This is a genomic window from Bradyrhizobium sp. RD5-C2, from assembly GCF_019972155.1.
Classification (GTDB): Bacteria; Pseudomonadota; Alphaproteobacteria; order Rhizobiales; family Xanthobacteraceae; genus Bradyrhizobium.
Window position 1 is genome coordinate 37,097 of record NZ_BOVL01000007.1, and the last position, 26,680, is coordinate 63,776.

A 26,680-nucleotide genomic window follows, 5' to 3' on the forward strand; every position below is an offset into this window, starting at 1 on the left:
ATGGCATTGAAAACCTACAATCCCACGACGCCGGGCCAGCGCCAGCTGGTCATGGTCGATCGTTCGGCGCTCTATAAGGGCAAGCCGGTGAAGACCCTGACCGAGGGCAAGCTCGGCAACGGCGGTCGCAACAACACCGGTCGCATCACCGTGCGTTTCCGCGGCGGCGGCCACAAGAAGGCCTACCGCACCGTCGACTTCCGCCGCGACAAGGTGGACATGCCGGCGGTGGTGGAGCGGCTCGAGTACGATCCGAACCGCACCGCGTTCATCGCGCTGATCAAGTATCAGGACGGCGAGCTGGCCTACATCCTGGCGCCGCAGCGTCTGGCGGCGGGCGACACCGTCGTCGCCGGCAACTATGTCGACGTCAAGCCGGGCAACGTCATGCCGCTCGGCAACATGCCGGTCGGCACGATCGTGCACAACATCGAGCTGAAGATCGGCAAGGGCGGCCAGCTGGCGCGCTCCGCCGGTACCTATGCCCAGATCGTCGGCCGCGACCAGGACTACGTGATCGTCCGCCTGAACTCGGGCGAGCAGCGTCTCGTGCACGGCCGTTGCCGCGGCACGATCGGCGCGGTCTCGAACCCGGATCACATGAACATCTCGATCGGCAAGGCCGGTCGTACCCGCTGGCTCGGCTGGCGTCCGCATAACCGCGGCGTCGTCATGAACCCGATCGACCATCCGCACGGCGGTGGTGAAGGTCGTACCTCGGGCGGTCGCCACCCGGTTACTCCGTGGGGCAAGCCGACCAAGGGCAAGAAGACCCGCACCAACAAGTCGACCAACAAATTCATTCTCCTCAGCCGCCACAAGCGGAAGAAGTAAGGAACGCCGGACATGGTTCGTTCAGTCTGGAAAGGCCCGTTCGTCGAGGGTTCTCTGCTCAAGAAGGCAGATGCCGCGCGCGCGTCCGGCCGTCACGACGTCATCAAGATCTGGAGCCGTCGCTCCACCATTCTGCCGCAGTTCGTCGGCCTGACCTTCGGTGTCTACAACGGCCAGAAGCATGTGCCGGTGGCGATCAACGAGGAAATGGTGGGTCACAAGTTCGGCGAGTTCTCGCCGACCCGGACCTTCCACGGCCACTCGGGCGACAAGAAAGCCAAGAAGGCTTGAGGAATAGACGATGAGCAAACCAAAGCGCGAACGTGTCCTCGCGGACAATGAGGCCAAGGCCGTCGCCCGCATGCTGCGCGTCAGCCCGCAGAAGCTCAACCTGGTGGCGCAGCTGATCCGCGGCCGCAAGGCTTCGGCTGCGCTCGCCGACCTGCAGTTCTCGCGCAAGCGGATCGCGGTCGACGTCAAGAAGTGCCTGGAATCGGCGATCGCCAACGCCGAGAACAACCATGACCTCGAGGTCGACGATCTCGTCGTTGCCGAGGCGCATGTCGGCAACGGCATCGTGATGAAGCGTTTTGCTCCGCGCGGCCGTGGCCGTTCGGGCCGTGTGTTCAAACCGTTCTCGCACCTGACCATCGTGGTTCGTCAGGTCGAGGCCGAGGCAAGCGCCTAACTAGGGCGCAGGAGAAGACGATGGGTCAAAAGATCAATCCAATCGGGCTGCGTCTCGGCATCAACCGGACCTGGGACTCCCGTTGGTTCGCCGGCAAGCAGGAATACGGCAAGCTGCTGCACGAGGACGTCAAGATCCGCGAGATCCTGCACAAGGAGCTCAAGCAGGCGGCCGTCGCCCGCATCGTGATCGAGCGTCCGCACAAGAAGTGCCGCGTGACGATCCACTCGGCCCGTCCGGGCGTCGTGATCGGCAAGAAGGGCGCCGACATCGACAAGCTGCGCAAGAAGGTTGCCGACATCACCTCGTCGGACGTCGTGATCAACATCGTCGAAATCCGCAAGCCGGAGCTCGACGCGACCCTGGTCGCTGAATCGATCGCCCAGCAGCTCGAGCGCCGCGTTGCGTTCCGCCGCGCCATGAAGCGCGCCGTGCAGTCGGCGATGCGTCTCGGTGCCGAGGGCATCCGCATCAACTGCTCGGGCCGTCTCGGCGGCGCCGAAATCGCGCGCATGGAGTGGTACCGCGAAGGTCGCGTGCCGCTGCACACGCTGCGCGCCGACGTCGACTACGGCGTTGCCACCGCGTTCACGACCTTCGGCACCTGCGGCGTCAAGGTCTGGATCTTCAAGGGCGAGATCCTCGAGCACGATCCGATGGCCCAGGACAAGAAGATGGCCGAGGGCGACAACACGCCGCGTTCGCGCCGCGACGCCGCTTGAGGCAAAGCAGGAATTTGAGGGCTTAAAGCCATGATGCAACCTAAGAAGACGAAGTTCCGGAAGGCGCATAAGGGCCGTATCCACGGCGTTGCGACCTCTGGCGCGACGTTGGCGTTCGGCCAGTTCGGCCTGAAGGCGATGGAGCCTGAGCGCGTCACCGCCCGTCAGATCGAAGCCGCCCGCCGCGCGCTGACCCGTCACATGAAGCGCGCCGGCCGCGTCTGGATCCGGGTGTTCCCGGACGTGCCGGTGTCGAAGAAGCCCGCCGAGGTCCGCATGGGCTCCGGCAAGGGCGCGCCGGAATTGTGGGTGGTCCGGATCAAGCCGGGCCGTGTGATGTTCGAGATCGACGGCGTGCCGGTGCAGACCGCCAAGGAGGCGCTGTCGCTCGCCGCCGCCAAGCTGCCGATCAAGACGCGCTTCGTTGCGCGCATTGCGGAGTAATCGCCATGGCCGAGATGAAAGTTGAAGACATTCGCGCGATGAGCGACGACCAGCGGGACGACGCGGTCCTTAACCTGAAGAAGGAACGCTTCAACCTGCGTTTCCAGCGCGCCACCGGGCAGCTGGAGAACACGTCGCGGATGCGGGAAGCCCGCCGCGAGATCGCTCGTATCAAGACCATCGCCGCGCAGCTGCGCGCGAAGAAGAAGTAAGGGGCCAGCTATGCCGAAACGTACTCTGCAGGGCGTGGTCGTCAGCGACAAGCAAGCCAAGACCGTGGTGGTGCGCGTTGACCGCCGCTTCACCCACCCGATCTACAAGAAGACGATCCGCCGTTCCAAGAACTACCACGCGCACGACGAGGACAATCAGTTCAAGCCGGGCGACATGGTCTGGATCGAGGAATCGAAGCCGATCTCGAAGCTGAAGCGCTGGACCGTGGTCCGGGGCGAACACAAGAAAACGGCCTGATTACCTCGGCCTGGCCGAAGTCATTCAGGGAAATTTTGGGCGCGCTAAAGCGCAGAAAGAGGACGAGGTGCATCAATGATTCAGATGCAGACCAACCTCGACGTGGCCGATAATTCAGGCGCACGCCGTGTCATGTGCATCAAGGTTCTTGGAGGTTCCAAGCGCCGCTATGCCACCGTGGGCGACGTTATCGTTGTGTCGATCAAGGAAGCCATTCCGCGTGGCAAGGTGAAGAAGGGCGACGTGATGAAGGCCGTCGTGGTCCGGGTCCGCAAGGACATCCGCCGCGCCGACGGTTCGGTCATCCGTTTCGACCGCAACGCCGCCGTGCTGATCAACAATCAGTCCGAGCCGGTCGGCACCCGTATCTTCGGGCCGGTGCCGCGCGAGCTGCGCGCCAAGAACCACATGAAGATCATTTCGCTCGCGCCGGAGGTGCTGTGATGGCTGCCAAGATCCGCAAGGGCGACAAGGTGATGGTGCTCACCGGCCGCGACAAGGGTCGCACCGGCGAGGTGTTCGAGGTGCGTCCGGACGAGAACAAGGCTCTCGTTCGCGGCATCAACATGGTGAAGCGTCACCAGAAGCAGAGCCAGACCCAGGAAGGCGGCATCGTCTCCAAGGAGATGCCGATCCACCTGTCCAACGTTGCGTATGTCGGCAAGGACGGAAAGCCGACCCGCATTGGGTTCAAGATTCAGGCCGATGGCAAGAAGGTTCGTGTTGCCAAGAGCTCGGGAGCAGAGATCGATGGCTGATACAGCTTACACGCCGCGTCTGCGCGCGGAGTATGACACGAAGATCCGCGGCATGATGACCGAGAAGTTCGGTTATGCCAACGTGATGCAGGTGCCGCGCCTCGACAAGGTCGTGCTCAACATGGGCGTGGGCGATTCCGTCAACGACCGCAAGAAGGCCGAGACCGCCGCTGCCGAGCTGAGCCAGATCGCCGGCCAGAAGGCGATCGTGACCTATTCGCGGATCGCGATTGCGACCTTCAAGCTGCGTGAGAATCAGCCGATCGGCTGCAAGGTCACGCTGCGCAAGACCCATATGTACGAGTTCATCGACCGCCTGGTGAACGTGGCGCTGCCCCGCGTCCGCGACTTCCGCGGACTGAACCCGAAGAGCTTCGACGGCCGCGGCAACTATTCGCTCGGCATCAAGGAGCACATCATTTTCCCCGAGATCGACTTCGACAAGGTCTCGGAAGCGCGTGGCATGGACATCACGGTGTGCACCACCGCCAAGACCGACGACGAGGCGCGTGCCTTGTTGGCCGCTTTCAATTTCCCGTTCCGGCAGTGAGTAGCTGAGCCAAAGCCACTCAAACGCGGATACCCAGGAGCCAAGCATGGCAAAGAAGAGTTCGATCGAGAAGAATAACCGGCGCAAGCGGATGGCGAAGAACGCTGCTCCGCAGCGTGAGAAGCTGAAGGCGATCATCGCCGACAAGACCAAGCCGATGGAAGAGCGCTTCGCGGCGACGCTGAAGCTTGCCGAGATGCCGCGCAACTCGTCGCCGACGCGCATCCGCAACCGTTGCGAGCTGACCGGGCGTCCGCGCTCGAACTATCGCAAGAACAAGCTCTCGCGCATCGCGCTGCGTGAACTCGGCTCCAAGGGCCTGGTTCCCGGGCTCGTGAAGTCGAGCTGGTAAGGGAGGGTCGGAACAATGTCTACGCACGATCCGATCAGCGATCTCATCACCCGCATCCGCAACGCGCAGATGCGCTCCAAGTCCAAGGTTTCGACCCCAGGCTCGAAGATGCGCGCCAACGTGCTCGAAGTGCTGAAGTCCGAGGGTTACATCCGCGGCTACGCCAGCGTCGAGCATGCCTCGGGCCGCAGCGAGCTCGAGATCGAGCTGAAGTATTTCGACGGCGCGCCCGTCATCCGCGAGATCGAGCGGGTGTCGAAGCCGGGCCGCCGCGTTTACGCCTCGGTGAAGAACCTGCCGCGCGTGAACAACGGTCTCGGCATTTCGGTGTTGTCGACGCCGAAGGGAATCATGGCTGACCACGAGGCGCGCGACGCCAACGTGGGCGGCGAAGTTCTCTTCACGGTGTTCTGAGGAAGGATTTTACGATGTCACGTATCGGCAAAAGGCCGGTGACGATCCCGTCGGGTGTGACGGCAAGCGTCGAGGGCCAGACGGTGAAGGTGAAGGGGCCGAAGGGCCAGCTTCAGTTCGTCGTGCATGACGACGTCGAGGTGAAGTTCGAGAACGGCCAGGTCAAGGTCGCGCCGCGCGTCAAGACCAACCGTGCGCAGGCGATGTACGGCACCGCGCGCGCGCAGGTCGCCAACCTCGTCGAGGGCGTCACCAAGGGCTTCGAGAAGAAGCTCGAGATCACCGGCGTCGGCTACCGCGCCGCGATGCAGGGCAAGAACCTGCAGCTCGCGCTCGGCTACAGCCACGACGTGGTCTACGCGATCCCGGAAGGCATCACCATCGCGGTGCCGAAGCCGACCGAGATCATGATCACCGGCAACGATCCGCAGCGCGTCGGCCAGGTCGCCGCCGAGATCCGCGCCTACCGCCCGCCGGAGCCCTACAAGGGCAAGGGCGTGAAGTACGCCAACGAATTCATCTTCCGCAAGGAAGGCAAGAAGAAGTAACGGAGCCGGTCATGTCACTCAAGGTTACGAATGCCCGGCGCAAGCAGCGCGTCCGCCTTGCGCTTCGCCGCTCGGCTGGCGGCCGTCCGCGGCTGTCGGTGTTCCGCTCGTCCAAGCACATCTACGCCCAGGTCATCGACGACCAGAAGGGCGAGACGCTCGCGTCCGCCTCGTCGCTGGAGAAGAACCTGCGCGACGCCGGCAAGACCGGCGCCGACATCGATGCGGCGAAGGCCGTCGGCAAGCTGCTGGCGGAACGCGCGGCGCAGAAGGGTGTCAAGGAAGTCGTGTTCGATCGCGGCGCCTACATCTATCACGGGCGCGTCAAGGCGCTCGCGGATGCGGCGCGCGAAGGCGGATTGAGCTTCTAAACTTTACGAACGATTGCAGGATAGAGGCGTAAGGCCTCCTAGAGATTGGAAAACACCATGGCAGGTGAACGCGAACGCGGCGGACGCGAACGGAGCAGGGATCGCGAAGAGCGCGACAGCGAGTTCGTCGACAAGCTCGTCCACATCAATCGCGTGGCGAAGGTCGTCAAGGGCGGCAAGCGCTTCGGCTTTGCGGCGCTGGTCGTGATCGGCGATCAGAAGGGCCGGGTCGGTTTCGGCCACGGCAAGGCGCGCGAAGTTCCGGAAGCGATCCGCAAGGCGACCGAATCGGCGAAGCGCAACCTGACGCGCGTCGCGCTGCGCGAAGGCCGCACGCTGCATCACGACGTCGCCGGCCGTCACGGCGCCGGCCGCGTCTATCTGCGTACCGCTCCGGCGGGTACCGGTATCATCGCCGGCGGCCCGATGCGCGCGGTGTTCGAAACGCTCGGCATCCAGGACGTGGTGGCGAAGTCGATCGGTTCGTCGAATCCCTACAACATGGTTCGCGCAACCTTCGACGCGCTGAAGCATCAGGATTCGCCGCGCTCGGTGGCTGCCCGCCGCAACATCAAGGTCTCCACCCTGCAGTCGCGCCGCGTCGGCGGCGACGCCGAAGTGGTGGCGGAATAACAACGCGCGCTTCTCGAAGCGCTATTCGGAGTTACTGTCATGGCCCAGGCCAGCAAGACCATCAAGGTCGAGCAGATCGGCAGCGCAATCCGCCGCCATCACTCGCAGCGTTCGACGCTGATCGGCCTCAAGCTCAACAAGATCGGCCGGGTTGCCGAGCTGCAGGATACCCCTGAAGTTCGCGGCATGATCAGCAAAGTTCAGCATCTCGTCCGCGTCGTCGGCGAGTAAGCAGAGATAAGGAGAAGGGCGATGAAGCTCAGCGATATCGCCGACAACGCCGGCTCGCGCAAGAAGCGCATGCGTGTCGGCCGTGGCATCGGTTCCGGTAAGGGCAAGACCTCGGGTCGCGGCGGCAAGGGCCAGACCGCGCGTTCGGGCGTCCGCATCAAGGGTTTCGAAGGCGGCCAGATGCCGATGCATCGCCGTCTGCCGAAGCGTGGCTTCAACAACATCTTCCGGCTCGACTTCGCCGAGATCAATCTCGACCGTCTGCAGGAAGCGATCGACAACAAGCTGGTCGATGCGAGCGCGACGGTGAACGTCGAGTCGCTGGTGAAGGCCGGCGTGCTGCGCCGCGCCAAGGACGGCCTGCGGCTGCTCGGCCGTGGCGAGATCAAGACCAAGCTGACCATCGAAGCCCACGGCGCTTCCAAGTCGGCGATTGCTGCGGTCGAGAAGGCCGGCGGCTCGGTCAAGATCCTGGCCCCCGCCAAGGACGAAGGCGAGGCGGCGTAACATCTGCGTCATTGCCCGCGGCCTGCGCGGGCAATCCGCAGATCGAATGATGGACTTATCGAGGCCGAGCACCAGATAATGTCCGGTGTCTGCCGACGGCCTCGAGAGGACTGGTTCCTTGGGGGCGTCGGCGAAGCGGGCTCCGGGAGAAAGCCGAACATGGTCTCAGCAGCCGAACAACTTGCCGCAAACCTCAATTTCGGACAGCTGGCGAAAGCCGACGAGCTGAAGAAGCGCATCTGGTTCACCCTGGGTGCGCTGCTTGTTTATCGGCTGGGCACCTACATCCCGCTGCCGGGCATCGATCCCAACATCTGGGAGCAGGTGTTCCGCAGCCAGTCCGGCGGCATCCTCGGCATGTTCAACATGTTCGCCGGCGGCGGCATCCACCGCATGGCGATCTTCGCGCTGAACATCATGCCGTACATTTCGGCATCGATCATCGTGCAGCTGCTGACCACCGTGTCGCCGCAGCTCGAGGCGCTCAAGAAGGAAGGCGAGGCGGGCCGCAAGACGCTGAACCAGTACACCCGCTATCTGACGGTGATCCTGGCGCTGTTCCAGTCCTACGGCATCGCGATCGGCCTCGAAGGCGCCGGCAATGTCGTCAGCGACCCAGGCATGTTCTTCCGGATCTCGACCGCGATCACCCTGACCGGCGGCACCATGTTCCTGATGTGGCTCGGCGAGCAGATCACCTCGCGCGGCATCGGCAACGGTATCTCGCTGATCATCCTCTCCGGCATCGTCGCCGAGCTGCCGTCGGCGCTCGCCAACATGCTGGAACTCGGCCGCCAGGGCGCGATGTCGACCGGCCTGATCCTGATCGTCATCGTGATGGCGGTCGCCGTGATCGCCTTCATCGTGTTCATGGAGCGGGCGCAGCGTCGGCTGCTGATCCAGTATCCGAAGCGCCAGGTCGGCAACAAGATGTTCGAGGGCCAGTCCTCGCATCTGCCGCTCAAGCTCAACACCTCGGGCGTGATTCCGCCGATCTTCGCCTCGTCGCTGCTGCTGCTGCCGACCACGGTCGCGAACTTCAACGCCGGCAAGGGGCCGGAGTGGTTCCAGTGGCTCACCACGCAGCTCAGCCACGGCCGGCCGCTGTTCCTGCTGATGTATCTCGCGCTGATCGTGTTCTTCGCCTTCTTCTACACTGCGATCGTGTTCAACCCGACCGAGACCGCGGACAATCTGAAGAAGCATGGCGGCTTCATTCCGGGCATCCGGCCCGGTGAGCGCACCGCCGAATACATCGACTATGTGCTGTCGCGCATCACGGTGCTCGGCGCGATCTATCTCGCGATCGTCTGCCTGATTCCTGAAATTCTGATTTCCTACGCCTCGGTCCCGTTCTACTTTGGCGGCACATCGCTCCTGATCGTCGTCAGCGTGACGATGGATACGGTGTCGCAGGTGCAGGGCTATCTGCTCGCTCATCAGTATGAGGGGCTGATCAGGAAGTCGAAGCTCAGGGGAGGCCGCCGCCGCTGATTGCGGCGCGACCTCAAACTCAAAAACACAGGTGTGCGGACGTCGCCCACCTAGCCGGGGGGCGAAACAGATATGAGATTGATCCTTTTGGGGCCGCCGGGCTCGGGCAAGGGAACCCAGGCGCAGCGGCTCGTGCACCGGCATGGCATCGTTCAGCTCTCGACCGGCGAGATGCTGCGCGCAGCCGCGGCCGCGGGCACCGCGGTCGGCTTGCAGGCCAAGGAGATCATGGCCAATGGCGGCCTGGTTCCCGACGAGGTCGTGGTGGGAATCATCGCCGACCGGATCGAGGAGCCCGACGCCAAGAAGGGCTTCATTCTCGACGGCTTCCCGCGCACCGTGCCGCAGGCTGAGGCCTTGGACGAGCTGCTCCGGAAAAAGCACCTCAAGCTTGACGCCGTCGTCGAGCTGCGCGTCAACGAAAGCGCGCTGCTCGCACGTGTCGAGAAGCGTGCCGAGGAAACCCGCGCGCGCGGCGAGGAAGTCCGCCTCGACGATACGCCGGAAGTGCTGACCAAGCGCCTGGCGCAGTACCGCTCGCTGACGGAACCGCTGATTCACTATTATTCGGAGCGGCGGAAGCTTCTGACGGTCGATGGCATGATGACCATCGAGCACGTCACCCGCGAGATCAACCGGATCCTGACCGCGCTCGGCGCGCTGGAACCGAAGGAGCACGAGGAGCCCAAGATCGCCTCGAAGGCGTCCAGGACGGCCAAGAAGACTGCGAAGACTGCGACCAGGAAGGCAGCCGAATCGGCCAAAAAGCCCGCCAAGCCGGCCCGGAAAGCCGCCAGGGTGGCCTCAAAGCCGGTCTCCAAGGCCAAAGCTGCCAAGAAGACTACCAAGAAAGCTGCGAAGCAGCCGGCCAAGAAGACGGTGAAGAAGACCGCGAAGAAGGCCGCAAAGCAGGCCGCCCGTGCCGCGAATGCCCGGAAGGGGGCAAAAGCGGCCAAAAAGGCAGCAAAAAAGCTCACGAAAAAGCGAGCTAAACGCTAGGAGCGGTTGACGAAACCGACATGAATCCTTTAATAAGCCCCGCATCCAAGTTGGATAGTTTTATGACGATGCCGGGCCCCGAAGGACATGAGGGGAAGGGCGTCGTGTTCGCGTTTGTGGACACAAGCCCGCAGAGAGCAAGAACTTGAGAAGCCCGCATCCGTGATGGAGCGGCGACAGGAGAGAAGTCCGTGGCCCGTATTGCCGGCGTCAACATTCCTACCAACAAGCGCGTGCTGATCGCGCTTCAGTACATCCATGGTATCGGCCAGAAGAACGCGGCCGACATCATCGAGAAGGTCAAGATCCCGGTGGACCGTCGCGTCAACCAGTTGACCGACCAGGAGGTCCTGCAGATCCGCGAAGTGATCGACCGCGACTATCTGGTCGAGGGCGATCTCCGTCGTGAGGTCGGCATCAACATCAAGCGGCTGATGGACCTCGGCTGCTATCGCGGCCTGCGTCATCGCCGTGGTCTGCCGGTGCGCGGCCAGCGTACCCACACCAATGCGCGCACGCGCAAGGGTCCGGCCAAGGCGATCGCCGGCAAGAAGAAGTAAGTTTTGCGAATTGCAGGTGGGGGGTAGCGAATCGAAATTCGCTGCTCGCCATTTGCGTTTTGAGGTGTAGCCGCTGGCACTACGGCGGCGTTGAGATCACAGGAAAGGTTTGAAATGGGCAAGGAAGCCACCCGCGTACGTCGCCGCGAACGCAAGAACATCGCCTCCGGCATCGCGCACGTGAATTCGTCGTTCAACAACACGACCATCACCATCACCGACGCGCAGGGCAACACCATCGCCTGGTCGTCGGCCGGCACGATGGGCTTCAAGGGCTCGCGCAAGTCGACCCCCTATGCCGCGCAGGTCGCGGCCGAAGACGTCTCCAAGAAGGCGCAGGAACACGGCATGCGCACGCTGGAGGTTGAAGTGGCCGGCCCGGGTTCGGGCCGTGAGTCGGCGCTCCGTGCGCTGCAGGCTGCGGGCTTCACCGTCACCTCGATCCGCGACGTGACCACGATCCCGCACAATGGCTGCCGTCCGCGCAAGCGTCGGCGCGTTTGATCTGTAAATCGCGGGCGGCCTCTGGCCGCCCTGCGATGGTTTTTGGAATTGACCGCGCGGACTGTTCCGCGATCTCCAACGCCAGGTTCGGCCATACGACGGGCCCGACGACTGGCACATGGGTGAACAAGTGACGATCCAGAAAAATTGGCAAGAACTCATTCGACCGAACAAGCTGCAGGTGACGCCGGGCTCGGACGCGAGCCGGTTCGCCACCGTGGTCGCCGAGCCGCTCGAGCGTGGCTTCGGCCAGACGCTCGGCAACGCGCTGCGCCGCATCCTGCTGTCCTCGCTGCAGGGCGCGGCGGTGCAGTCGGTGCATATCGACGGCGTGCTGCACGAGTTCTCCTCGATCGCCGGTGTCCGTGAAGACGTCACCGACATGGTCCTCAACATCAAGGACATCTCGATCAAGATGCAGGGCGAAGGCCCGAAGCGCATGGTCGTGAAGAAGCAGGGCCCGGGCGCCGTCACCGCCGGCGACATCCAGACCGTCGGCGATGTCACCGTGCTCAACCCCGACCTGCAGCTCTGCACGCTGGACGACGGCGCCGAGATCCGCATGGAATTCACGGTCACGACCGGCAAGGGCTATGTCGCCGCCGAGCGCAACCGGCCCGAGGATGCGCCGATCGGCCTGATCCCGGTCGACAGCCTGTTCTCGCCGGTCCGCAAGGTCTCCTACAAGGTCGAGAACACCCGCGAGGGCCAGATCCTCGACTACGACAAGCTGACCATGACGATCGAGACCAACGGCGCGATCACGCCGGACGACGCGGTGGCCTATGCTGCGCGCATCCTGCAGGATCAGCTCAACGTGTTCGTCAACTTCGAAGAGCCGCGCAAGGAAGTTACGCAGGAGATCATCCCCGATCTCGCGTTCAACCCGGCGTTCCTCAAGAAGGTCGACGAGCTCGAGCTGTCGGTGCGTTCGGCAAACTGCCTGAAGAACGACAACATCGTCTACATCGGCGACCTCGTGCAGAAGTCGGAAGCGGAAATGCTCCGCACCCCGAACTTCGGCCGCAAGTCGCTGAACGAGATCAAGGAAGTGCTGGCCCAGATGGGGCTGCACCTCGGCATGGAAGTGCCGGGCTGGCCGCCGGAGAACATCGACGAGCTCGCCAAGCGCTTCGAGGATCACTACTGATCCGAATTCACCGTCGTGGCCGGAGCATCTCCGGCCACGATTTTTTGCGGCGCGATCCCGGAAAAGTGCGCAGCGGTTTTCCGACAGGGATCACGCCCAAACTGAATAGCAAAAGCGCGACCTTGCGCTTTTGCGGGCGAACGCAGGATGCCCACCTGCAAAACTTGTCGCTGAACCACCGCGGCAGAATTGAAGAAGGAAGAAGTCAATGCGTCACGGCAAGGTTCATCGGAAGCTCAACCGCACCGCCGAGCACCGGCGTGCGATGTTCGCCAACATGGCGGCCGCGCTGATCAAGCACGAGCAGATCGTCACCACGCTGCCGAAGGCCAAGGAGCTACGGCCGATCGTCGAGAAGCTCGTCACCCTCGGCAAGAAGGGCGGTCTCTCCCTGCGCCGCCAGGCGATCTCCGAGCTGCGCGACCTCGACCAGGTCCGGAAGCTGTTCGACACGCTGGCGACCCGCTACAAGGACCGCCAGGGCGGCTACACCCGCATCATCAAGGCCGGCTTCCGCTACGGCGACAACGCGGCGATGGCCGTGATCGAGTTCGTCGACCGCGACGTCGACGCCAAGGGCCAGGACTCCGGTCCGACCCAGGACAAGGAAGCCGAGGCGGCGTAAGCCCGGTTACCGAGCCAGATTTCGAGAACGGCGCCTTCGGGCGCCGTTTTTGTTAGGTGGCGGCGTTCCATCCCCGTCGTCGTCCTGGCGAAAGCCAGGACCCATTACCCCAAATCTCAATTGTTGCGCGACGCTGGGGCTCAAACCCTTCTCATAATCACCTGCGGTGGTAATGGGTCCTGGCTTTCGCCAGGACGACGAGGTGTGTTCTACCTCCTCACGCATCGGTGAGATGCGATTGCGGCGCATCATGCCGCGCCCGATATTTCCATCGACATCAATGGAGATGAAGCCATGAGAATTGACCTTTCCGGAAAGACTGCACTGGTGACCGGCTCGACCGCGGGCATCGGCAACGCCATTGCGAGGGGGCTGGCGGGAGCCGGCGCCGACGTCGTGGTCAACGGCCGCAGCCAGGCCAAGGTCGATGCCGCGATTGCCGCGATCGCCAAGGCGGTGCCGGGCGCCAAGGTTCGCGGCATCGCTGCCGACGTCTCGACATCGGCCGGTTGCAAGGCGCTGCTCGCAGCGCTGCCCGAGGTCGACATCCTCGTCAACAATGCCGGCATCTTCGAGCCGAAGGGCTTCTTCGATATTCCCGACGAGGACTGGAGCCGCTTCTTCGAGGTCAACGTGATGTCGGGCGTGCGGCTGTCGCGCGGCTACATGCAGGGCATGCTCAAGCGCAACTGGGGCCGCATCGTCTTCATCTCCTCGGAGTCCGGCCTCAACATTCCGACCGAGATGATCCATTATGGCACGACCAAGACCGCGCAGCTTGCGATCGCACGCGGGCTCGCGCAGCTGACCCGCGGCACCGCGGTCACCGTCAACTCCGTGCTGCCCGGGCCGACGATGTCGGAGGGTGTCGAGACCTTCGTCAAGGATCTCGCCAAGCAGAACGGACAGTCGGTCGAGGAGGCGGCCTCCAATTTCGTCAAGCAGCACCGGCCGACCTCGCTGTTGCAGCGCTTTGCCAGCACCGAGGAGATCGCCAACCTCGTCGTCTATGTCTGCTCGAAGCAGGCCTCCGCGACCAACGGCGCCGCGCTGCGGGCCGAGGGCGGCATCGTCAACACCATCGCCTGAGGCGCGGCCATGTCAGCCTATGTGATTTCCGAGGTCGACGTGAGGGACGCCGCAGATTTCGAGGCTTATCGCACGATCGCCGCGAAGGCGATCGCGCAGTATGGCGGGCGTTATCTCGTGCGCGGCGGCGCCGCCGAAGCGGTCGAGGGCGGACCGCCGCCGAAGAACATCATCGTCGTCGAATTCCCGTCGATGGCGCGGCTGCGCGAGTGGTACGCGTCACCGGAATACGCCGAGGCACTCAAGCACCGGCGGACCGCGCTGGACCGCCGGCTGATCTTCGTCGAGGGCGTTGTGCCGAGCTAGGCCTTGGCCCCGTCGAGAAACTCGCTGAAGCCTGACGGGTGATAGGGGCCGAAGCATATCTGCTCGAGGACGCCAATTCCGGTCCGGTCGCCGTGGCGCGCGCGCACCACCTGTTGCACGTGCACGTTCTCGCGGGCCAGCGGATCGAGCGTAGCAGGATCGAACGACTCACCGCCGATCTCGAGCTCGCCCTTCCACATGCCCTGGCCCCATTGCGGATGACCGTAGCCGAGGCCCTTCATCTGGAATTTCAGGATCGGGTCGAGCGCGATGGTCGAGGTGTGGCCGTCGATGTCGACCAGGTCGATTTCGGCCGACTGCGCCAGCCGCGTGTTCGGCACATATTTGACCCGGTGCCGCGCGGTCGCCATGCGGCGGTCGAGCCCGTCGACGACGCCGGGGATCTCGGCCTCGCTTCGGTAGAGCGGCGCGGTAATGCCCTCGCGGACCAGCGCCTCGCCCTGCGTCCCGTCGAAGAAGATCGCATGCGAGATGTGGTCGTCCCAGACCAGCGGAGCCCAGAGGAAGAACACGCTCGGCAGCGGCATCGGCGCGCCGCCGACGTCGCGTTCACCGACATTGCGCACGCCCCAGGAGCGATCCTTGGTGCCGTAGCAGGTGCGATCGTCGACCTTGATCTCGCCGTCGGGGTGACGCACGCCGCCGCTCCAGCGGCCGAACTGGTCGAACCGGGTCGAATCCATCGCGCGGCGGTCGCCCGACCAGAGCGTCTGGCGCGCTTCCTGGATCGCGGCCGTGCGCGCGGAGAAGGTCAGGTCGCAGGAAAGCCCCGTGGCGTTGTCGTCGAGCACGACGCGGGTCCGCAGCATCGGCTCGATGACCTCGAGCCTGAAAGGGCCGACCTGCATTTCGGTGCGCTCGATCGGCGCCCGCCGCGAACCGTAGAAGCAGTGCTGCCGTCCGCCGCGCTCCACGACGCTGAAGGCGCAATCGAGGATTTTGCGGTGCGGGTAGATCGCGATGCCGATGCCGAAATAATACGCGCCGTCCGCGGTGTAGCCGTTGAACCAGGTGCGGTCATAGACATTGCGGTCGCTGGTCGAGGGAACCGCGATCGGCTCCGGCGTCTGGTGGATGGGGAAGTCGTCCAGTTTGTTGAGCACGCCGATTCCTTTCGATAGTCCTCAGTCCGGCCAGTATGAGAAACTGTTGTGGTCCAGCGCTTGCGCGCAGGCGCCACGGGTCATTTTCAGGAACAGCGCGTCGCCCCGTTCGGAGCGCTGGACGCTGAGCGCGGAGACGACGCCCATCATGATGCCATGCAGCGTGTAGCGCCGGTAATCCCGCCAGCAAGCATCCCAGTCATAGTCCCGCACGCCGCGCCGGATCAGCTCCGAATGATAGAACCGCACCAGATCGGCTTCATGAAGCCGCCGTTCCGACGGATCGATGCCGGCCGACAGGAAATAGGCGACGTCGACGATGCCGGGCCCCACCGTCAGCGTCTGCCAGTCGAGTGTGGCCATCGGACGGGTGTTGCCGCGGACCTCGAACAGCATGTTGTCGAGCCGGAAATCCGCATGCTGTAAGGTTCGCGGCACCGACCGTTCGGACTGGTAGCGCGGGATCGCGTCCGGAAGCCGGTCGATCAGATCGAGGAATTCCGGCTCGATCACGCCGTGATATCGCTCCTTGTAGTGACCGATGATGCCGGGCAGCACTGCGCGAAGATCCCTGCGCCGGCTTGCGGCAACCACGAAGCATTGCACTGCATCGAGCGTCGGGTCGTTCCATCGCGGCGCATGCAGCGCAGCCGCCTCACGCATCGCTGTCAGGCAGTCGGCGATCGCGCATCCGGCGAGCTGGTCGCCCGGACGCGCGGGCGCCAGATCTTCCAGGATCAGCGTGAAGTCGTCGGTCGCCGGATCGATTTCGGCCAGGATCGGCCGCGGGGTGTGAATGTCGACGGTCGCCGCCAGCTCGCGATAGAACGCGACCTCGCGGACATAGAGCGTGTGCGCGGAACCGGAGCGGCGGCTGTCGGGATCCGCGGCCGGGAATTTGCCGACCACGCTTGCGGGCGCGTTCGGCTCATCGCCGTCATAGGTCAGATGAAATCGATAGCTGTCGCCGACGAGGCCATTGCCGACCGGTTTGCAGACGAGCTCAACGACTCTGGCCTGGTCGATCACACCGGCTTCGCGCAGCGCCCGCGTCATCCACCCCGGATCGATCCGCAACGGATCGGCCGTGAGCAAACTCATCGGTTTCCTCCCATCCCCGTGTATTCCCTTGGGCGTCACCACCGTTCCGGCCGCGTCTCGCGCGGCCGGATTGAAGACGGGGTGATCGTTGCGCAAATCATACAGGCGATGTCGGGGCTTTGGCAAAGCCACGCATCGGCCTGTGGGGATATCTCAGGAGGTGCGGTGGGCGGGTTAGCTGCTCTTACTGCGTTGCAGCCGCTTCTCCACGGATCCTGCGCCCAGCCGTCATTGCGAGCGAAGCGAAGCAATCCATCTGCCCGCAAACGCGGTTGGATGGATTGCTTCGTCGCTATCGCTCCTCGCAATGACGGCGGAGGCAGAGCCGTAACGCAGTAGGCCTAACCCACGCGACACATTTGTATCTACCAGCCCTCGAGCACGATCTTGCCGCGCGATTTGCCGCTTTCGAGCAGTGCATGGGCGCGCTTGAGGTTGGCGGCGTTGATGGTGCCAAAAGTCTGGTCGAGCGTGGTGCGCAGCACGCCCTTGTCGATCAGGTCGGCGACGTCGTTGAGCAGATGATGCTGCGCGATCATGTCGGGTGTCTGGAACGAGGAGCGCGTGAACATCGATTCCCAATGCACCGACACCGCCTTGCCCTTGAACGCGGCGACGTTGAATTCGGCGGGATCGTCGATCAGGCCGAACTTGCCCTGCGGCGCGATGAAGTCGGCGATCGACTTGTAGTGCTGGTCGGTGAAGGTGAGGCTGGCGACGAGGCCGACCGGCGGCAGCCTCAAGCTCTCGATCTGCTCCTTCATCGGCTGCGAGTGATCGATCACCGCATGCGCGCCGAGATCGCGGCACCATTTCTGAGACTCCGGCCGCGTCGCGGTCGCAACCACCGTCAGCCCGGTGAGGCGGCGCGCGAGCTGGATCAGGATTGAGCCGACGCCGCCGGCGCCACCGGTGATCAACAGCGTGCGCGGATCGAGGCTCTTGCCCGGCACCGCGCCGAGCCGGTCGAACAGCAGCTCCCATGCGGTGATCGAGGTCAGGGGCAGGGCGGCGGCCTGCGCGAATGACAACGATGCAGGTTTGTTGCCGACGATGCGCTCGTCGACCAGATGAAATTCCGAATTGGTGCCCTGGCGCTGGATCGAGCCCGCGTAGAACACCTCATCGCCGGGCTTGAAGAGCGAGACGTCGGGCCCGACCGCGTCGACCACGCCGGCCGCATCGAAGCCGAGGATCTTGTAGCTGCCGTCGGTCGGCGCAGCGCGCTTGCGCACCTTGTAGTCGACCGGGTTGGCCGAGATGGCCTTCACCGCGACGCGGATGTCGCGCCCGTTCGGTTCGGGCTTGGCGATCTCGAAATCGACGAGCGAATCCGCCGCCTCGATCGGCAGCGATTTTTGGTATCCGACGGCCTTCATGCCTGGTCTCCGTGGTGGGCGATTGCCTGCCGTCTAACTGTCGCGCTAGCGTCCTTTTGGCAAGTACTGTAAAATCAGGGAACTAGTCCCTGTTTGTATACTATTGGGAAATTACCGATGAAACGGAAGAATTTTGCGCGCCGGCCGGGCTGCGCGGTCGAGGCGGCGCTCGACCTGATCGACGGCAAATGGAAGGGCGTGATCCTGTATCACCTGCAGGCCGGCACCCAGCGCTTCGGCGAGCTGCGGCGGCGGATGCCCGGCATCACCCAGCGCATGCTGACCAAACAGCTGCGGGCGCTCGAGGACGACGGCCTCGTGACCCGCAAGGTCTACGCCGAGGTGCCGCCGCGGGTCGAATACACGCTCTCCGAACTCGGCGAGAGCCTGCGTCCGGTGATCGATATTTTGAAAGCCTGGGGCGAGGGCCATCAGGAACGGTTGTCCTGCGCGCCGGCGCCGGAAGTCGTGGTGAAGAAGACGAAGCGGGCGGCTTAGAGCATCAATCGGTCACGCCGCAAACTCCGCTGCACCTCTCCCGCTTGCGGGGGAGGTCGCATCGCATTTCATGCGATGCAGGTGGGGGCTCTTTCCACGATGTGACTCGCGGAGAGAGCCCCCACCCTGGCCCTCCCCCGCAAGCGGGAGAGGGAACGCAGTCCCGACGCCGCTACGTTTCGATGATCTCAGGCACTTCATAGCAATGAAAGCCGGGAGCGATGTCGCTCCCGGCCTTCGTTTGTTGACGCCTGATCAGGTCGCGTCAGAATGCAACCTGGGTACGCAGTGCGACCGCGTCGAACTTCGAACCGGCATCCGCAGGCGAGGTCGCCGAAGCCTGCTTGGCGACGTCGCCGTGCAGGTAGTTCAGCATGAAGCGGACATTGTTGTTGACGTACCAGTTCAGCGCGGCGGTGTAGACGGTCTGCCGTCCGCCGGCGATGCCGACCGCCTGGCCGACCTGGTCGTTGAGGTTCATCGTGCTGACGCGGCCGGCGATTTCCCACGCGCCAATGCCGCCACCGGCAAGCGAGAACGGATCGTGCGGCTTGATCCCGCCGTAGGAGGCCGTGGCAGGATTGTAGGCGTGGTTCTCGCCGGTCAGCACGTAGCCGACCTGGGCGTAACCGCCGTCGAATTTCAGGCTCGGCGCGCCGAACGGCGGCAGCCCGGTATTCGCAGAGCGGTCGACATTGAACCAATAGTACTCGCCCTGCGCGATGAACGGGCCGTAGGTCGCGGCCGCCTCGACGCCATAGACCTGAGCACCCGAGACGTTGGCGATCGCGCCGGTCGAGATCAGCGTCGTGGGGTCGATGCGCAGCTCGGGCCGGTCGTTCAGCGTGAGCGTCTGCGCCTGCGTCAGCTGATTGCGCGGCGGCTGCACCAGCCATTCCGCATCGGCGCCGATATGCACCGAATAGTCCTTGCCGCTGATCGGATTGCCGGCGACGCGGACCACCGCGCCATACTGCTCCGATGATCCCGCCGGGGTGACGCTGGAGGCCGAGTGAATCTGGCCGGTGGTCGGTCCGGTGGCATAGCCGCCGAGCCAGAGCTGGTCGTTCCACCAGCGGGTGCCGATGGCGGAACGGAAGTCGCCGGCCGCGACGTTCTGCGCGATGATGCCGGCCGAGGCGCGCTCCATGAACAGGATGTCGTTGGAACTGGTCGACTCGTCCATGGTCCAGAGCAGGTCCATGATGCCGCCTTCGATCGCCATCTTGCCGCCGAACGGCTTCAAGCCGGTGTAGCTCAGATACGCATTCTCGACGCCGGAGGTGCCGCCGCCCGGCAGCGATCCCGGTGCCGCACCGCCGAAGCCGTCGGACGAGCCGCCGAAGTCGTAGACCAGCGCGTAATTCCAGTCGCCGAAGAATTTGCCGATGATGCCGATGCGGGCGCGGCGCAGGTTCTCGCCGCTGTCGAGCTTCTGCGGCGAGGTGCCTGCGGTGTTCGGACGATAGTCGTAGCCGCCGACATCCCAGTGCACGCGGCTCGTGATCGCGACGCAGTTCTGTTCATCCGCAGTGCAGATCGTCGGCCGGTTGTTCGGCATCGTCACCACGACGCCGGACGGCGCGACCGGGCCCTTGACCGGGATCGCTGCGTTGGCGCTTGCGACCCGCGCGGCCTTGGCATCGGCCGCCTTCGCGTTGGCGTTTGCGCTGGCTGCGGTCGCGGTATTGGCATTGGTCTGCTTCTGCAGCTTGTCGAGCTTCTGCTCGAGCATCTTCAGCTGCTGCTTCAGCAGCGCGATCTCCGCGTCGCTGCCGCCTCCGGCCGATTGCGAATAGGCCGGAGAGGCGGCGAGCGCCCCTGCAAGCCCGATGGCGATTGCACCAACTTTTGTCGCACCCATTGTGCACCCCTGTTGTGTTTGAATTCCCCACTCACTCACTGAAACGTCCTAGGAGTTGATCGTGACTGACACACGACAGCGCCGCCTGGCATCGCAGTTCCGCTTGTTGTCCGCGGGCAACAAGCGGAGCGGCGCAGTGAGATGACAATCATCATAGAAGTTTGGCGGCGCGCTTCAACGCGGCTGCCGGCGGTTTTGCACCGGTCCGGCGGGGGCCAGTTATCCCGCCGGGCGCCCTTCAATTGCCCGGCGAACACGCCTATATTCCGGCGTTTCCACGAGAGGTGAGAATGCTCCGACCTGTCCGCTTCGCTGCCATATCCGCTCTGTGCACATTGGCTTTCATGGGGAATCTGTCCCCGGCCGCGGCCCAGGACCGCCGCGTGCCGCCCTCGCAGGCCGAGCTTCAATTGTCCTATGCGCCAATCGTGCAGCGGGTGCAGCCGGCGGTGGTCAATGTCTACGCCGCCAAGACGGTGCAGAACCGCAATCCGTTTCTGGACGATCCGGTCTTCCGTCGCTTCTTCGGCGTCCCGGGGCAGCAGCCCGAGCAGATGCAGCGCTCGCTCGGCTCCGGCGTGATGGTCGACGGCTCCGGCCTTGTGGTCACAAACAATCACGTGATCGAGGGCGCCGACCAGGTGAAGGTCTCGCTCGCCGACAAGCGCGAATACGAGGCCGAGATCGTGCTGAAGGACAGCCGCACCGACCTTGCGGTGCTGCGGCTGAAGGGCACCAACAAGGAGAAGTTCGCGACGCTCGACTTCGCCAATTCCGACCAGTTGCAGGTCGGTGATGTCGTGCTGGCAATCGGCAATCCGTTCGGCGTCGGCCAGACCGTGACGCACGGCATCATCTCGGCGCTGGCGCGTACTCAAGTCGGGATCACGGATTATCAATTCTTCATTCAGACCGACGCCGCGATCAATCCCGGCAATTCGGGCGGCGCGCTGGTCGACATGACCGGCCGGCTCGCCGGCATCAACACCGCGATCTTCTCGCGCTCCGGTGGCTCGCAAGGCATCGGCTTCGCGATCCCCGCCAACATGGTGCGGGTGGTGGTGGCTTCCGCCAAGAGCGGCGGCAAGGCGGTCAAGCGGCCATGGCTTGGCGCGCGGCTGCAGGCGGTCACGCCGGAGATCGCGGAGACGCTCGGGCTGAAGCTGCCGACCGGCGCGCTGGTCGCCAATGTCGCGCCGAACAGCCCGGCGGCGAAGGCCGGACTCAAGCTGTCCGATCTGATCGTCGGGATCGACGGCACACCGATCGACGATCCCAACGCGTTCGACTACCGCTTCGCCACCCGTCCGCTCGGCGGCAACGCGGAGATCGAGGTGCAGCGCGCCGGCAAGCCGGTGAAGCTCACCGTGCCGCTGGAGACCGCGCCCGACACCAACCGCGACGAGATCGTGCTGACCGCGCGTTCGCCGTTCCAGGGCGCCAAGGTCGCCAACATCTCACCGGCGCTGGCCGATGAGCTGCATCTCGACGCCGGCGCGGAGGGCGTCGTCGTCACCGAGCTCGCCGACGACGGCACGGCCGCCAATGTCGGCTTCCAGAAGGGCGACATCATTCTTGCCGTCAACAATGAGAAGATCGTGCGAACCAGCGACCTCGACAAGGTATCGAAGGCGGGGTCGCGGATCTGGCGCATCACGCTGGTGCGCGGCGGCCAGCAGATCAACGTGACGCTCGGCGGATGAGCCCCAAGGTGAGCTGTAAGTGAGCCCGAAGCAACCGCGCGAGGCCAGCAACCTGTTCGCCGCGGCGGGGATGGAGCAGGACGCGCCACACCCGCTGCCGGACCGGCTGCGCCCGCGCACGCTGGCCGACGTCGTCGGTCAGGATCACATCCTCGGCCCCGACGGCGCGCTGACCCGCATGCTGGAGACGCGCACGCTGGGTTCGCTGGTGTTCTGGGGACCGCCCGGCACCGGCAAGACCACCGTGGCGCGGCTGCTGGCCGATGCCACCGAGCTGCATTTCGAGCAGATATCCGCGGTGTTCTCCGGCGTCGCCGACCTGAAGAAGGCGTTCGATGCCGCGCGCGCCCGGCGTGAGACCGGCAAGGGCACGCTACTGTTCGTCGACGAGGTGCACAGGTTCAACCGCGCGCAGCAGGATTCCTTCCTGCCGGTGATGGAGGACGGCACCGTGGTGCTGGTCGGCGCCACCACCGAGAACCCGTCCTTCGAGCTCAACGCGGCGCTTCTGTCGCGGGCTCGCGTGCTGGTGTTTCACTCGCTCGATACCGCTGCGATCGAACGGCTGTTTGCCAACGCCGAGAAGATCGAGGGCAAGGCCCTGCCGCTCGATGCGGAAGCGCGCGCCGTGCTGGTGCGGATGGCCGACGGTGACGGTCGCGCCTCGCTGACATTGGCCGAAGAGGTCTGGCGCGCCGCGCGCAAGGGCGAGGTGTTCAACGCCGAGCAGTTGCAGGCCATCTTGCAACGGCGTGCGCCGATCTACGACAAATCGGCCGACGGTCACTACAATCTGATCTCGGCGCTGCACAAGTCGGTGCGCGGTTCGGATCCGGATGCGGCCCTGTATTATCTCGCCCGCATGCTCGATGCCGGCGAGGATCCGCTGTTCCTGGCGCGGCGCGTGGTGCGCATGGCCGTCGAGGACATTGGTCTCGCCGATCCGCAGGCGCTGGCGGTCTGCAACGCCGCCAAGGATGCCTATGACTTCCTGGGCTCGCCGGAAGGTGAGCTCGCGATCGCGCAGGCCGTGGTCTATCTCGCCACCGCGCCGAAATCGAACGCGGTGTATACGGCGTTCGGCGCTGCGATGCAGACCGCGAAGCAGGGCGGCTCGCTGCTGCCGCCGAAGCACATCCTGAATTCGCCGACCAAGCTGATGAAGTCTGAGGGCTACGGCTCCGGCTATCAGTATGATCACGACGCGCCCGACGCGTTCTCCGGTCAGGACTATTTCCCGGAAGCGCTCGGCCGCCAGACCTTCTACGATCCGCCCGACCGCGGATTCGAACGCGAGATCCGCAAGCGGCTGGAGTATTGGGCGCGGCTGCGCAAGGAGCGGGGCGGGAGCTAGGACGCGTACCTGTAAACCCGACGGCGTGATGCGACGAAGCTTGCGTCCGCTTGCCCCAATGACCTGATGTGGCGATGGTCGGGCGGGCCTCCAGCTACGGGCCAGCAGCCAGACGTGCCCGCATCGCGGGGAGCTGTTCAAACGTCAATAGACTTCCTTCCGATAGTCGGGCGTAAGGCGGACGGGTGCTGGTCGTAGCTGGATCACAACACCCAGTCAAAAGCATCATATGAACGGGTTGGCTTCTGCCGAATCTCTCTTGAGTTGTGATCGCCCGAAGATACCATCGGAAAATTCGCCTTGGATCGAGTTTGACCTGCTGGCGCAAATTGGCGGGTGGCGGTCGTATCGTTGAAAGATTGCATTGGATGATCGGATTATTCCGGATGGGACACCCGATGAAAGTGCGTGGCGGTGTCGCGCTGCTAATCTATCTTTGCCTTCATGCGCCGCCGGCAGTTGCAGTCGATAGCACCTGGACAGGGGCAAACAGTAGTGATTGGAATACCGCCTCAAATTGGTCCAATGCGACAGTGCCTTCGGGCACAGCGAGTTTTGACGGCAATGTCCTCACGACGATCACCTTCTCGTCGGCCGTTACCACCATCGGCACAATCCAGTTCAATTCGGCAGCGACCGACTACACGTTCGCGATCGACAATCCCAGGGGCCGAACGGTAGTTCTGAACGGCCTTGGAATCGTGGGTTCATCCGGCGGGCCAACCATAAACTTGGCCGGTGCTTTCCGTTCATCGCTTGTGTTCGCAAACGGTAGCGGGGCCGGAAACGCCATACTCAACAACTGGGGGTTTCTCGGAGGAATACAATTTGTGAACTATAGCTCTGCGCAGAATGCAGTCATCACAAATAACTTTGCAAATCTTTCGTTTCGGAACTCCAGCACTGCTGCCAACGCCACTATCTTCAATTACAACATCGGCAGTGGCACTGGCACGACGTTTTCCGACACCAGCACGGCAGCGAATGCGAATATTCTGAACAGTGGTGGCACTGCTCTCACTATCTTTCGCGATCAGAGCACGGCCGGCAAAGCCACAATCGACAATGAAAATTGCGGGGAGACCCAGTTTTTCAATTCGAGCACCGCTTCTAACGCGCGCATCACCGTAGGGAGTTGTGGCGGGGTGTCATTTAGCAACACCAGTACTGCGGCCAACGCCGTCATCGCCAACAAATTCGTCGCCACCTTCGGTCAGACTGCTACCGCTGGAAACGCCGTGATCACAACGACCAATGGAGGTCTGACGGCTTTTTATGACTCCAGTACGGCAGGAAACGCCACCTTGGTCACGCTCGACGCGAGTAGAACCGCCTTTCTGGGCAACAGCAATGGAGCGCTGGCGCGGTTCATTACCAATGGAAGCGGCGTGGTCGATTTTTCGCTGAGCAGCGGACCGAACAACGATTTCAAAATGACTACGGGCTCCATCGAGGGGACTGGACGTTATCTTCTTGGAGCAAACCAGCTCACCGTCGGCGGCAACAATATCAGCACTGAAGTTTCTGGAACCATTAGCGATTGCGGTTCGGGCGGCCATGACTGCGGTGCCTCTGGTAGACTGCTCCCATTTACCTCGGGCTCATTGGTCAAGATTGGTACGGGCACGATGCTGTTGTCGGGGACAAACACCTATACCGGCGGCACCACGGTGAACGGCGGCTTCCTCGACGTGATGGGCTCGATCGCATCATCCACCGGCACGACCGTCAATTCCGGCGGTGCGCTGACCGGCTCCGGCATCGTGAGCGATACAACAATTGCTGCCGGCGGCATCTTCCTGCCTGGCAGCGGCTTCGGCACGTCGACGAGCGTGCAAGGCAACCTCGCTTTCCAGTCGGGGGCGCTCTATCTTGTGCAGCTCAGCTCGGCGACATCAACCTTCGCCGATGTCACCGGCAAGGCGAACGTCTCTGGCAATGTCGGCATCACGATCAATGCCAACGGCATCGTGATGAAGAAATACATGATCCTTCATGCGGCGGGCGGTGTCAGCGGAACTTTCGATAGCGCCTCCGCTCCGGGCGCGCTTGTTCCGACCGTCACCTATGATCCGACCCACGCCTACATCGATTTCAATCTAAATTTCAGCGCGCAGAGCAATCTCAACCTCAACCAGGCCAATGTCGCCAACGCGCTCGCAAATTTCTTCAACAGCAACGGCGGCATTCCCACTGTCTTCGCGACGCTGCAGCCTGCGGGCTTGTCACAAGCCTCCGGCGAACTGGCGACGGGAACGCAGCAGGCGACCTTCAACGCTATGAACATGTTCCAGGGCGTGCTGACCGATCCCTTCATCACCGGACGCAGCGATCCGGTCAGCGGGGCCGGCAATGCCAATGCCTATGCCGACGAGTACCTCGCCTACGCGGCCAAGCGTAAGCCTGATGATGCGCTGGCTGCGATTTATACCAAGGCGCCCCCAACTGCGCCGATCTTCGAGCAACGCTGGAAAGTGTGGGCTGCGGGATATGGCGGTTCGCAGCGGACGGACGGCAGCGCGGTGGCCGGATCGAACGACACTCGCAGCAGCATTTACGGTACGGTCGTCGGCGTCGACTATCGCATCTCACCGGACACGATTGCCGGCTTCGCGCTAGGCGGCGGCGGCACCAACTTCAACGTCAACGGACTCGGCGCTGGCCGCTCCGACTTGTTCCAGGCTGGCGCGTTCGTCCGTCACAATGCAGGGCCGGCGTATCTCACGGGCGCGCTGGCATATGGCTGGCAGGATATCACGACTGATCGCACGGTAACGGTTGCCGGCATCGACCAATTGCGCGCCCAGTTCAACGCCAGTGCATGGAGCGGGCGCCTCGAGGGCGGCTATCGCTTCGTGTCGCAAGGCTTTGGCTGGATCCCCTATGCGGCCGGACAGTTCACGACGTTCGACCTGCCGAACTACGCTGAACAAGCCATAATCGGCGCCAACACCTTCGTGTTGGCCTACAACGCCAAGAGCGTGACCGACACGCGCGGTGAGCTTGGTCTTCGTACCGACAAGGCCTTTGCAGCGGCCGATGGGATCCTGACGCTGCGCGGCCGTGTCGCGTGGGCCCACGATTTCAATCCGGACCGTTCCATCGCGGCGGTTTTCCAGACGCTACCGGGCGCGAGCTTCGTGGTAAGCGGCGCCAGGCAGGCATCTGGCTCGGCACTGGTGACGGCTGCGGCCGAGAAGACATGGCTGAACGGCTGGTCAGCTGCAGCAACATTCGAAGGCGAGTTCTCCAACGTAACCGAGAGCTACGCTGGCAAGGGGATGGTGCGATACGCTTGGTGAGGCCGGCTTCTGGCCCAAAACCCACATGCCAAGCGTCAGTTGCAGAAGCCAGCAAAATGCAACAGCCTCGCGCAAGGGACACCTGCCCGACTTCTGAATACTAGA

At 63.7% G+C, this 26,680-nt stretch carries 33 protein-coding genes; 29 read left to right on the plus strand and 4 right to left on the minus strand.

Translation table 11 applies throughout. From position 1 onward, the window contains the following. The 25 genes from rplB to BraRD5C2_RS05765 all read left to right on the plus strand — a co-directional run bounded on the left by rplB (position 1) and on the right by BraRD5C2_RS05765 (position 14,250). Positions 1-834: a 50S ribosomal protein L2 gene (rplB, locus tag BraRD5C2_RS05645; RefSeq protein ID WP_021081655.1), complete on the plus strand. Its 834-nt coding sequence runs from the start codon at positions 1-3 to the stop codon at positions 832-834. A 12-nt stretch (positions 835-846) separates the two neighbouring features. After that, positions 847-1,125 carry a 30S ribosomal protein S19 gene (gene rpsS / locus BraRD5C2_RS05650; protein WP_018272137.1) on the plus strand — a complete coding sequence of 93 codons (279 nt, stop codon included), beginning with the start codon at positions 847-849 and terminating at the stop codon, positions 1,123-1,125. Positions 1,126-1,135: 10 nt separating this feature from the next. Further along, positions 1,136-1,522, plus strand: a complete 387-nt coding sequence (gene rplV / locus BraRD5C2_RS05655) for a 50S ribosomal protein L22 (protein WP_223967338.1) — start codon at positions 1,136-1,138, stop codon at positions 1,520-1,522. Positions 1,523-1,542: 20 nt separating this feature from the next. Further along, positions 1,543-2,244: a 30S ribosomal protein S3 gene (rpsC, locus tag BraRD5C2_RS05660; protein WP_018272135.1), complete on the plus strand. Its 702-nt coding sequence runs from the start codon at positions 1,543-1,545 to the stop codon at positions 2,242-2,244. A gap of 30 nt (positions 2,245-2,274) precedes the next feature. After that, entirely contained in the window at positions 2,275-2,688 is a 414-nt protein-coding gene (gene rplP / locus BraRD5C2_RS05665; protein WP_016843752.1) for a 50S ribosomal protein L16, read from the plus strand. 5 nt (positions 2,689-2,693) lie between these two features. Continuing rightward, positions 2,694-2,900, plus strand: a complete 207-nt coding sequence (gene rpmC, locus BraRD5C2_RS05670) for a 50S ribosomal protein L29 (RefSeq protein WP_223967339.1) — start codon at positions 2,694-2,696, stop codon at positions 2,898-2,900. Positions 2,901-2,910: 10 nt separating this feature from the next. Next, positions 2,911-3,159, plus strand: coding sequence for a 30S ribosomal protein S17 (rpsQ, locus tag BraRD5C2_RS05675; RefSeq protein WP_092114991.1), 249 nt, complete (start codon positions 2,911-2,913; stop codon positions 3,157-3,159). Between the two features lie 75 nt (positions 3,160-3,234). After that, on the plus strand, positions 3,235-3,603 hold the full coding sequence (gene rplN, locus BraRD5C2_RS05680) for a 50S ribosomal protein L14 (RefSeq protein ID WP_011473865.1): 369 nt from the start codon (positions 3,235-3,237) through the stop codon (positions 3,601-3,603). Then, positions 3,603-3,917, plus strand: coding sequence for a 50S ribosomal protein L24 (gene rplX, locus BraRD5C2_RS05685; RefSeq protein ID WP_223967340.1), 315 nt, complete (start codon positions 3,603-3,605; stop codon positions 3,915-3,917). The genes rplN and rplX overlap by 1 nt, the downstream gene beginning before the upstream one ends. Next, positions 3,910-4,467 carry a 50S ribosomal protein L5 gene (rplE, locus tag BraRD5C2_RS05690; protein ID WP_223967341.1) on the plus strand — a complete coding sequence of 186 codons (558 nt, stop codon included), beginning with the start codon at positions 3,910-3,912 and terminating at the stop codon, positions 4,465-4,467. The genes rplX and rplE overlap by 8 nt, the downstream gene beginning before the upstream one ends. Positions 4,468-4,513: 46 nt before the next feature. Beyond that, positions 4,514-4,819 (plus strand): 30S ribosomal protein S14, encoded by a 306-nt coding sequence (rpsN, locus tag BraRD5C2_RS05695; protein ID WP_029081762.1) that lies wholly within the window; start codon positions 4,514-4,516, stop codon positions 4,817-4,819. A gap of 15 nt (positions 4,820-4,834) precedes the next feature. Continuing rightward, on the plus strand, positions 4,835-5,233 hold the full coding sequence (rpsH, locus tag BraRD5C2_RS05700; RefSeq protein ID WP_223967342.1) for a 30S ribosomal protein S8: 399 nt from the start codon (positions 4,835-4,837) through the stop codon (positions 5,231-5,233). A 14-nt stretch (positions 5,234-5,247) separates the two neighbouring features. Then, a complete protein-coding gene (gene rplF / locus BraRD5C2_RS05705) occupies positions 5,248-5,781 on the plus strand; it encodes a 50S ribosomal protein L6 (protein ID WP_223967343.1) in 534 nt (177 codons plus the stop codon). Between the two features lie 11 nt (positions 5,782-5,792). Next, a complete protein-coding gene (gene rplR / locus BraRD5C2_RS05710) occupies positions 5,793-6,152 on the plus strand; it encodes a 50S ribosomal protein L18 (RefSeq protein ID WP_029081760.1) in 360 nt (119 codons plus the stop codon). Between the two features lie 57 nt (positions 6,153-6,209). Further along, positions 6,210-6,785 carry a 30S ribosomal protein S5 gene (rpsE, locus tag BraRD5C2_RS05715; RefSeq protein WP_097675080.1) on the plus strand — a complete coding sequence of 192 codons (576 nt, stop codon included), beginning with the start codon at positions 6,210-6,212 and terminating at the stop codon, positions 6,783-6,785. Positions 6,786-6,824: 39 nt separating this feature from the next. Beyond that, positions 6,825-7,016: a 50S ribosomal protein L30 gene (rpmD, locus tag BraRD5C2_RS05720; protein ID WP_092114985.1), complete on the plus strand. Its 192-nt coding sequence runs from the start codon at positions 6,825-6,827 to the stop codon at positions 7,014-7,016. Between the two features lie 21 nt (positions 7,017-7,037). After that, positions 7,038-7,523, plus strand: a complete 486-nt coding sequence (rplO, locus tag BraRD5C2_RS05725; RefSeq protein ID WP_176530648.1) for a 50S ribosomal protein L15 — start codon at positions 7,038-7,040, stop codon at positions 7,521-7,523. 159 nt (positions 7,524-7,682) lie between these two features. Beyond that, positions 7,683-9,017, plus strand: coding sequence for a preprotein translocase subunit SecY (secY, locus tag BraRD5C2_RS05730; RefSeq protein ID WP_021081647.1), 1,335 nt, complete (start codon positions 7,683-7,685; stop codon positions 9,015-9,017). A 72-nt stretch (positions 9,018-9,089) separates the two neighbouring features. Further along, a complete protein-coding gene (locus BraRD5C2_RS05735; RefSeq protein WP_223967344.1) occupies positions 9,090-10,016 on the plus strand; it encodes an adenylate kinase in 927 nt (308 codons plus the stop codon). 191 nt (positions 10,017-10,207) lie between these two features. Next, the gene (gene rpsM, locus BraRD5C2_RS05740; RefSeq protein WP_050420404.1) at positions 10,208-10,576 is read left to right on the plus strand and encodes a 30S ribosomal protein S13; all 369 of its coding nucleotides are present in this window, start codon (positions 10,208-10,210) and stop codon (positions 10,574-10,576) included. Between the two features lie 114 nt (positions 10,577-10,690). Next, a complete protein-coding gene (gene rpsK / locus BraRD5C2_RS05745) occupies positions 10,691-11,080 on the plus strand; it encodes a 30S ribosomal protein S11 (protein WP_006021048.1) in 390 nt (129 codons plus the stop codon). Between the two features lie 118 nt (positions 11,081-11,198). Continuing rightward, positions 11,199-12,230 (plus strand): DNA-directed RNA polymerase subunit alpha, encoded by a 1,032-nt coding sequence (locus tag BraRD5C2_RS05750; protein WP_223967345.1) that lies wholly within the window; start codon positions 11,199-11,201, stop codon positions 12,228-12,230. 208 nt (positions 12,231-12,438) lie between these two features. Beyond that, positions 12,439-12,855 carry a 50S ribosomal protein L17 gene (rplQ, locus tag BraRD5C2_RS05755; protein ID WP_223967346.1) on the plus strand — a complete coding sequence of 139 codons (417 nt, stop codon included), beginning with the start codon at positions 12,439-12,441 and terminating at the stop codon, positions 12,853-12,855. 294 nt (positions 12,856-13,149) lie between these two features. Then, entirely contained in the window at positions 13,150-13,944 is a 795-nt protein-coding gene (locus tag BraRD5C2_RS05760) for an SDR family NAD(P)-dependent oxidoreductase (RefSeq protein WP_223967347.1), read from the plus strand. Between the two features lie 9 nt (positions 13,945-13,953). Then, positions 13,954-14,250 carry a DUF1330 domain-containing protein gene (locus BraRD5C2_RS05765; protein WP_223967348.1) on the plus strand — a complete coding sequence of 99 codons (297 nt, stop codon included), beginning with the start codon at positions 13,954-13,956 and terminating at the stop codon, positions 14,248-14,250. Here BraRD5C2_RS05765 and BraRD5C2_RS05770 read toward each other — a convergent pair. The 3 genes from BraRD5C2_RS05770 to BraRD5C2_RS05780 form a co-directional block, all read right to left on the minus strand. Next, positions 14,247-15,374 carry an Rv3169 family protein gene (locus BraRD5C2_RS05770; RefSeq protein WP_223967349.1) on the minus strand — a complete coding sequence of 376 codons (1,128 nt, stop codon included), beginning with the start codon at positions 15,372-15,374 and terminating at the stop codon, positions 14,247-14,249. The genes BraRD5C2_RS05765 and BraRD5C2_RS05770 overlap by 4 nt on opposite strands. A gap of 21 nt (positions 15,375-15,395) precedes the next feature. Beyond that, positions 15,396-16,475, minus strand: a complete 1,080-nt coding sequence (locus tag BraRD5C2_RS05775) for an ecdysteroid 22-kinase family protein (protein WP_223967350.1) — start codon at positions 16,473-16,475, stop codon at positions 15,396-15,398. Between the two features lie 365 nt (positions 16,476-16,840). After that, complete coding sequence (locus BraRD5C2_RS05780) at positions 16,841-17,854, minus strand: zinc-binding alcohol dehydrogenase family protein (RefSeq protein WP_223967351.1); 1,014 nt, start codon at positions 17,852-17,854, stop codon at positions 16,841-16,843. A 117-nt stretch (positions 17,855-17,971) separates the two neighbouring features. Here BraRD5C2_RS05780 and BraRD5C2_RS05785 point away from each other — a divergent pair, with 117 nt between their 5' ends. Beyond that, positions 17,972-18,352: a winged helix-turn-helix transcriptional regulator gene (locus BraRD5C2_RS05785; RefSeq protein ID WP_223967352.1), complete on the plus strand. Its 381-nt coding sequence runs from the start codon at positions 17,972-17,974 to the stop codon at positions 18,350-18,352. Between the two features lie 265 nt (positions 18,353-18,617). On the opposite strand, the gene BraRD5C2_RS05790 is transcribed toward BraRD5C2_RS05785, so the two are convergent. Then, positions 18,618-20,216, minus strand: coding sequence for an OprO/OprP family phosphate-selective porin (locus BraRD5C2_RS05790; RefSeq protein ID WP_223967353.1), 1,599 nt, complete (start codon positions 20,214-20,216; stop codon positions 18,618-18,620). 344 nt (positions 20,217-20,560) lie between these two features. On the opposite strand from BraRD5C2_RS05790, the gene BraRD5C2_RS05795 reads away from it, so the two are divergent. The 3 genes from BraRD5C2_RS05795 to BraRD5C2_RS05805 all read left to right on the plus strand — a co-directional run bounded on the left by BraRD5C2_RS05795 (position 20,561) and on the right by BraRD5C2_RS05805 (position 26,575). Beyond that, positions 20,561-21,919, plus strand: coding sequence for a DegQ family serine endoprotease (locus BraRD5C2_RS05795; RefSeq protein ID WP_223967354.1), 1,359 nt, complete (start codon positions 20,561-20,563; stop codon positions 21,917-21,919). 19 nt (positions 21,920-21,938) lie between these two features. Next, the gene (locus tag BraRD5C2_RS05800) at positions 21,939-23,273 is read left to right on the plus strand and encodes a replication-associated recombination protein A (RefSeq protein WP_223967355.1); all 1,335 of its coding nucleotides are present in this window, start codon (positions 21,939-21,941) and stop codon (positions 23,271-23,273) included. A 368-nt stretch (positions 23,274-23,641) separates the two neighbouring features. Then, on the plus strand, positions 23,642-26,575 hold the full coding sequence (locus BraRD5C2_RS05805; protein ID WP_223967356.1) for an autotransporter outer membrane beta-barrel domain-containing protein: 2,934 nt from the start codon (positions 23,642-23,644) through the stop codon (positions 26,573-26,575). Positions 26,576-26,680: the final 105 nt, after the last annotated feature.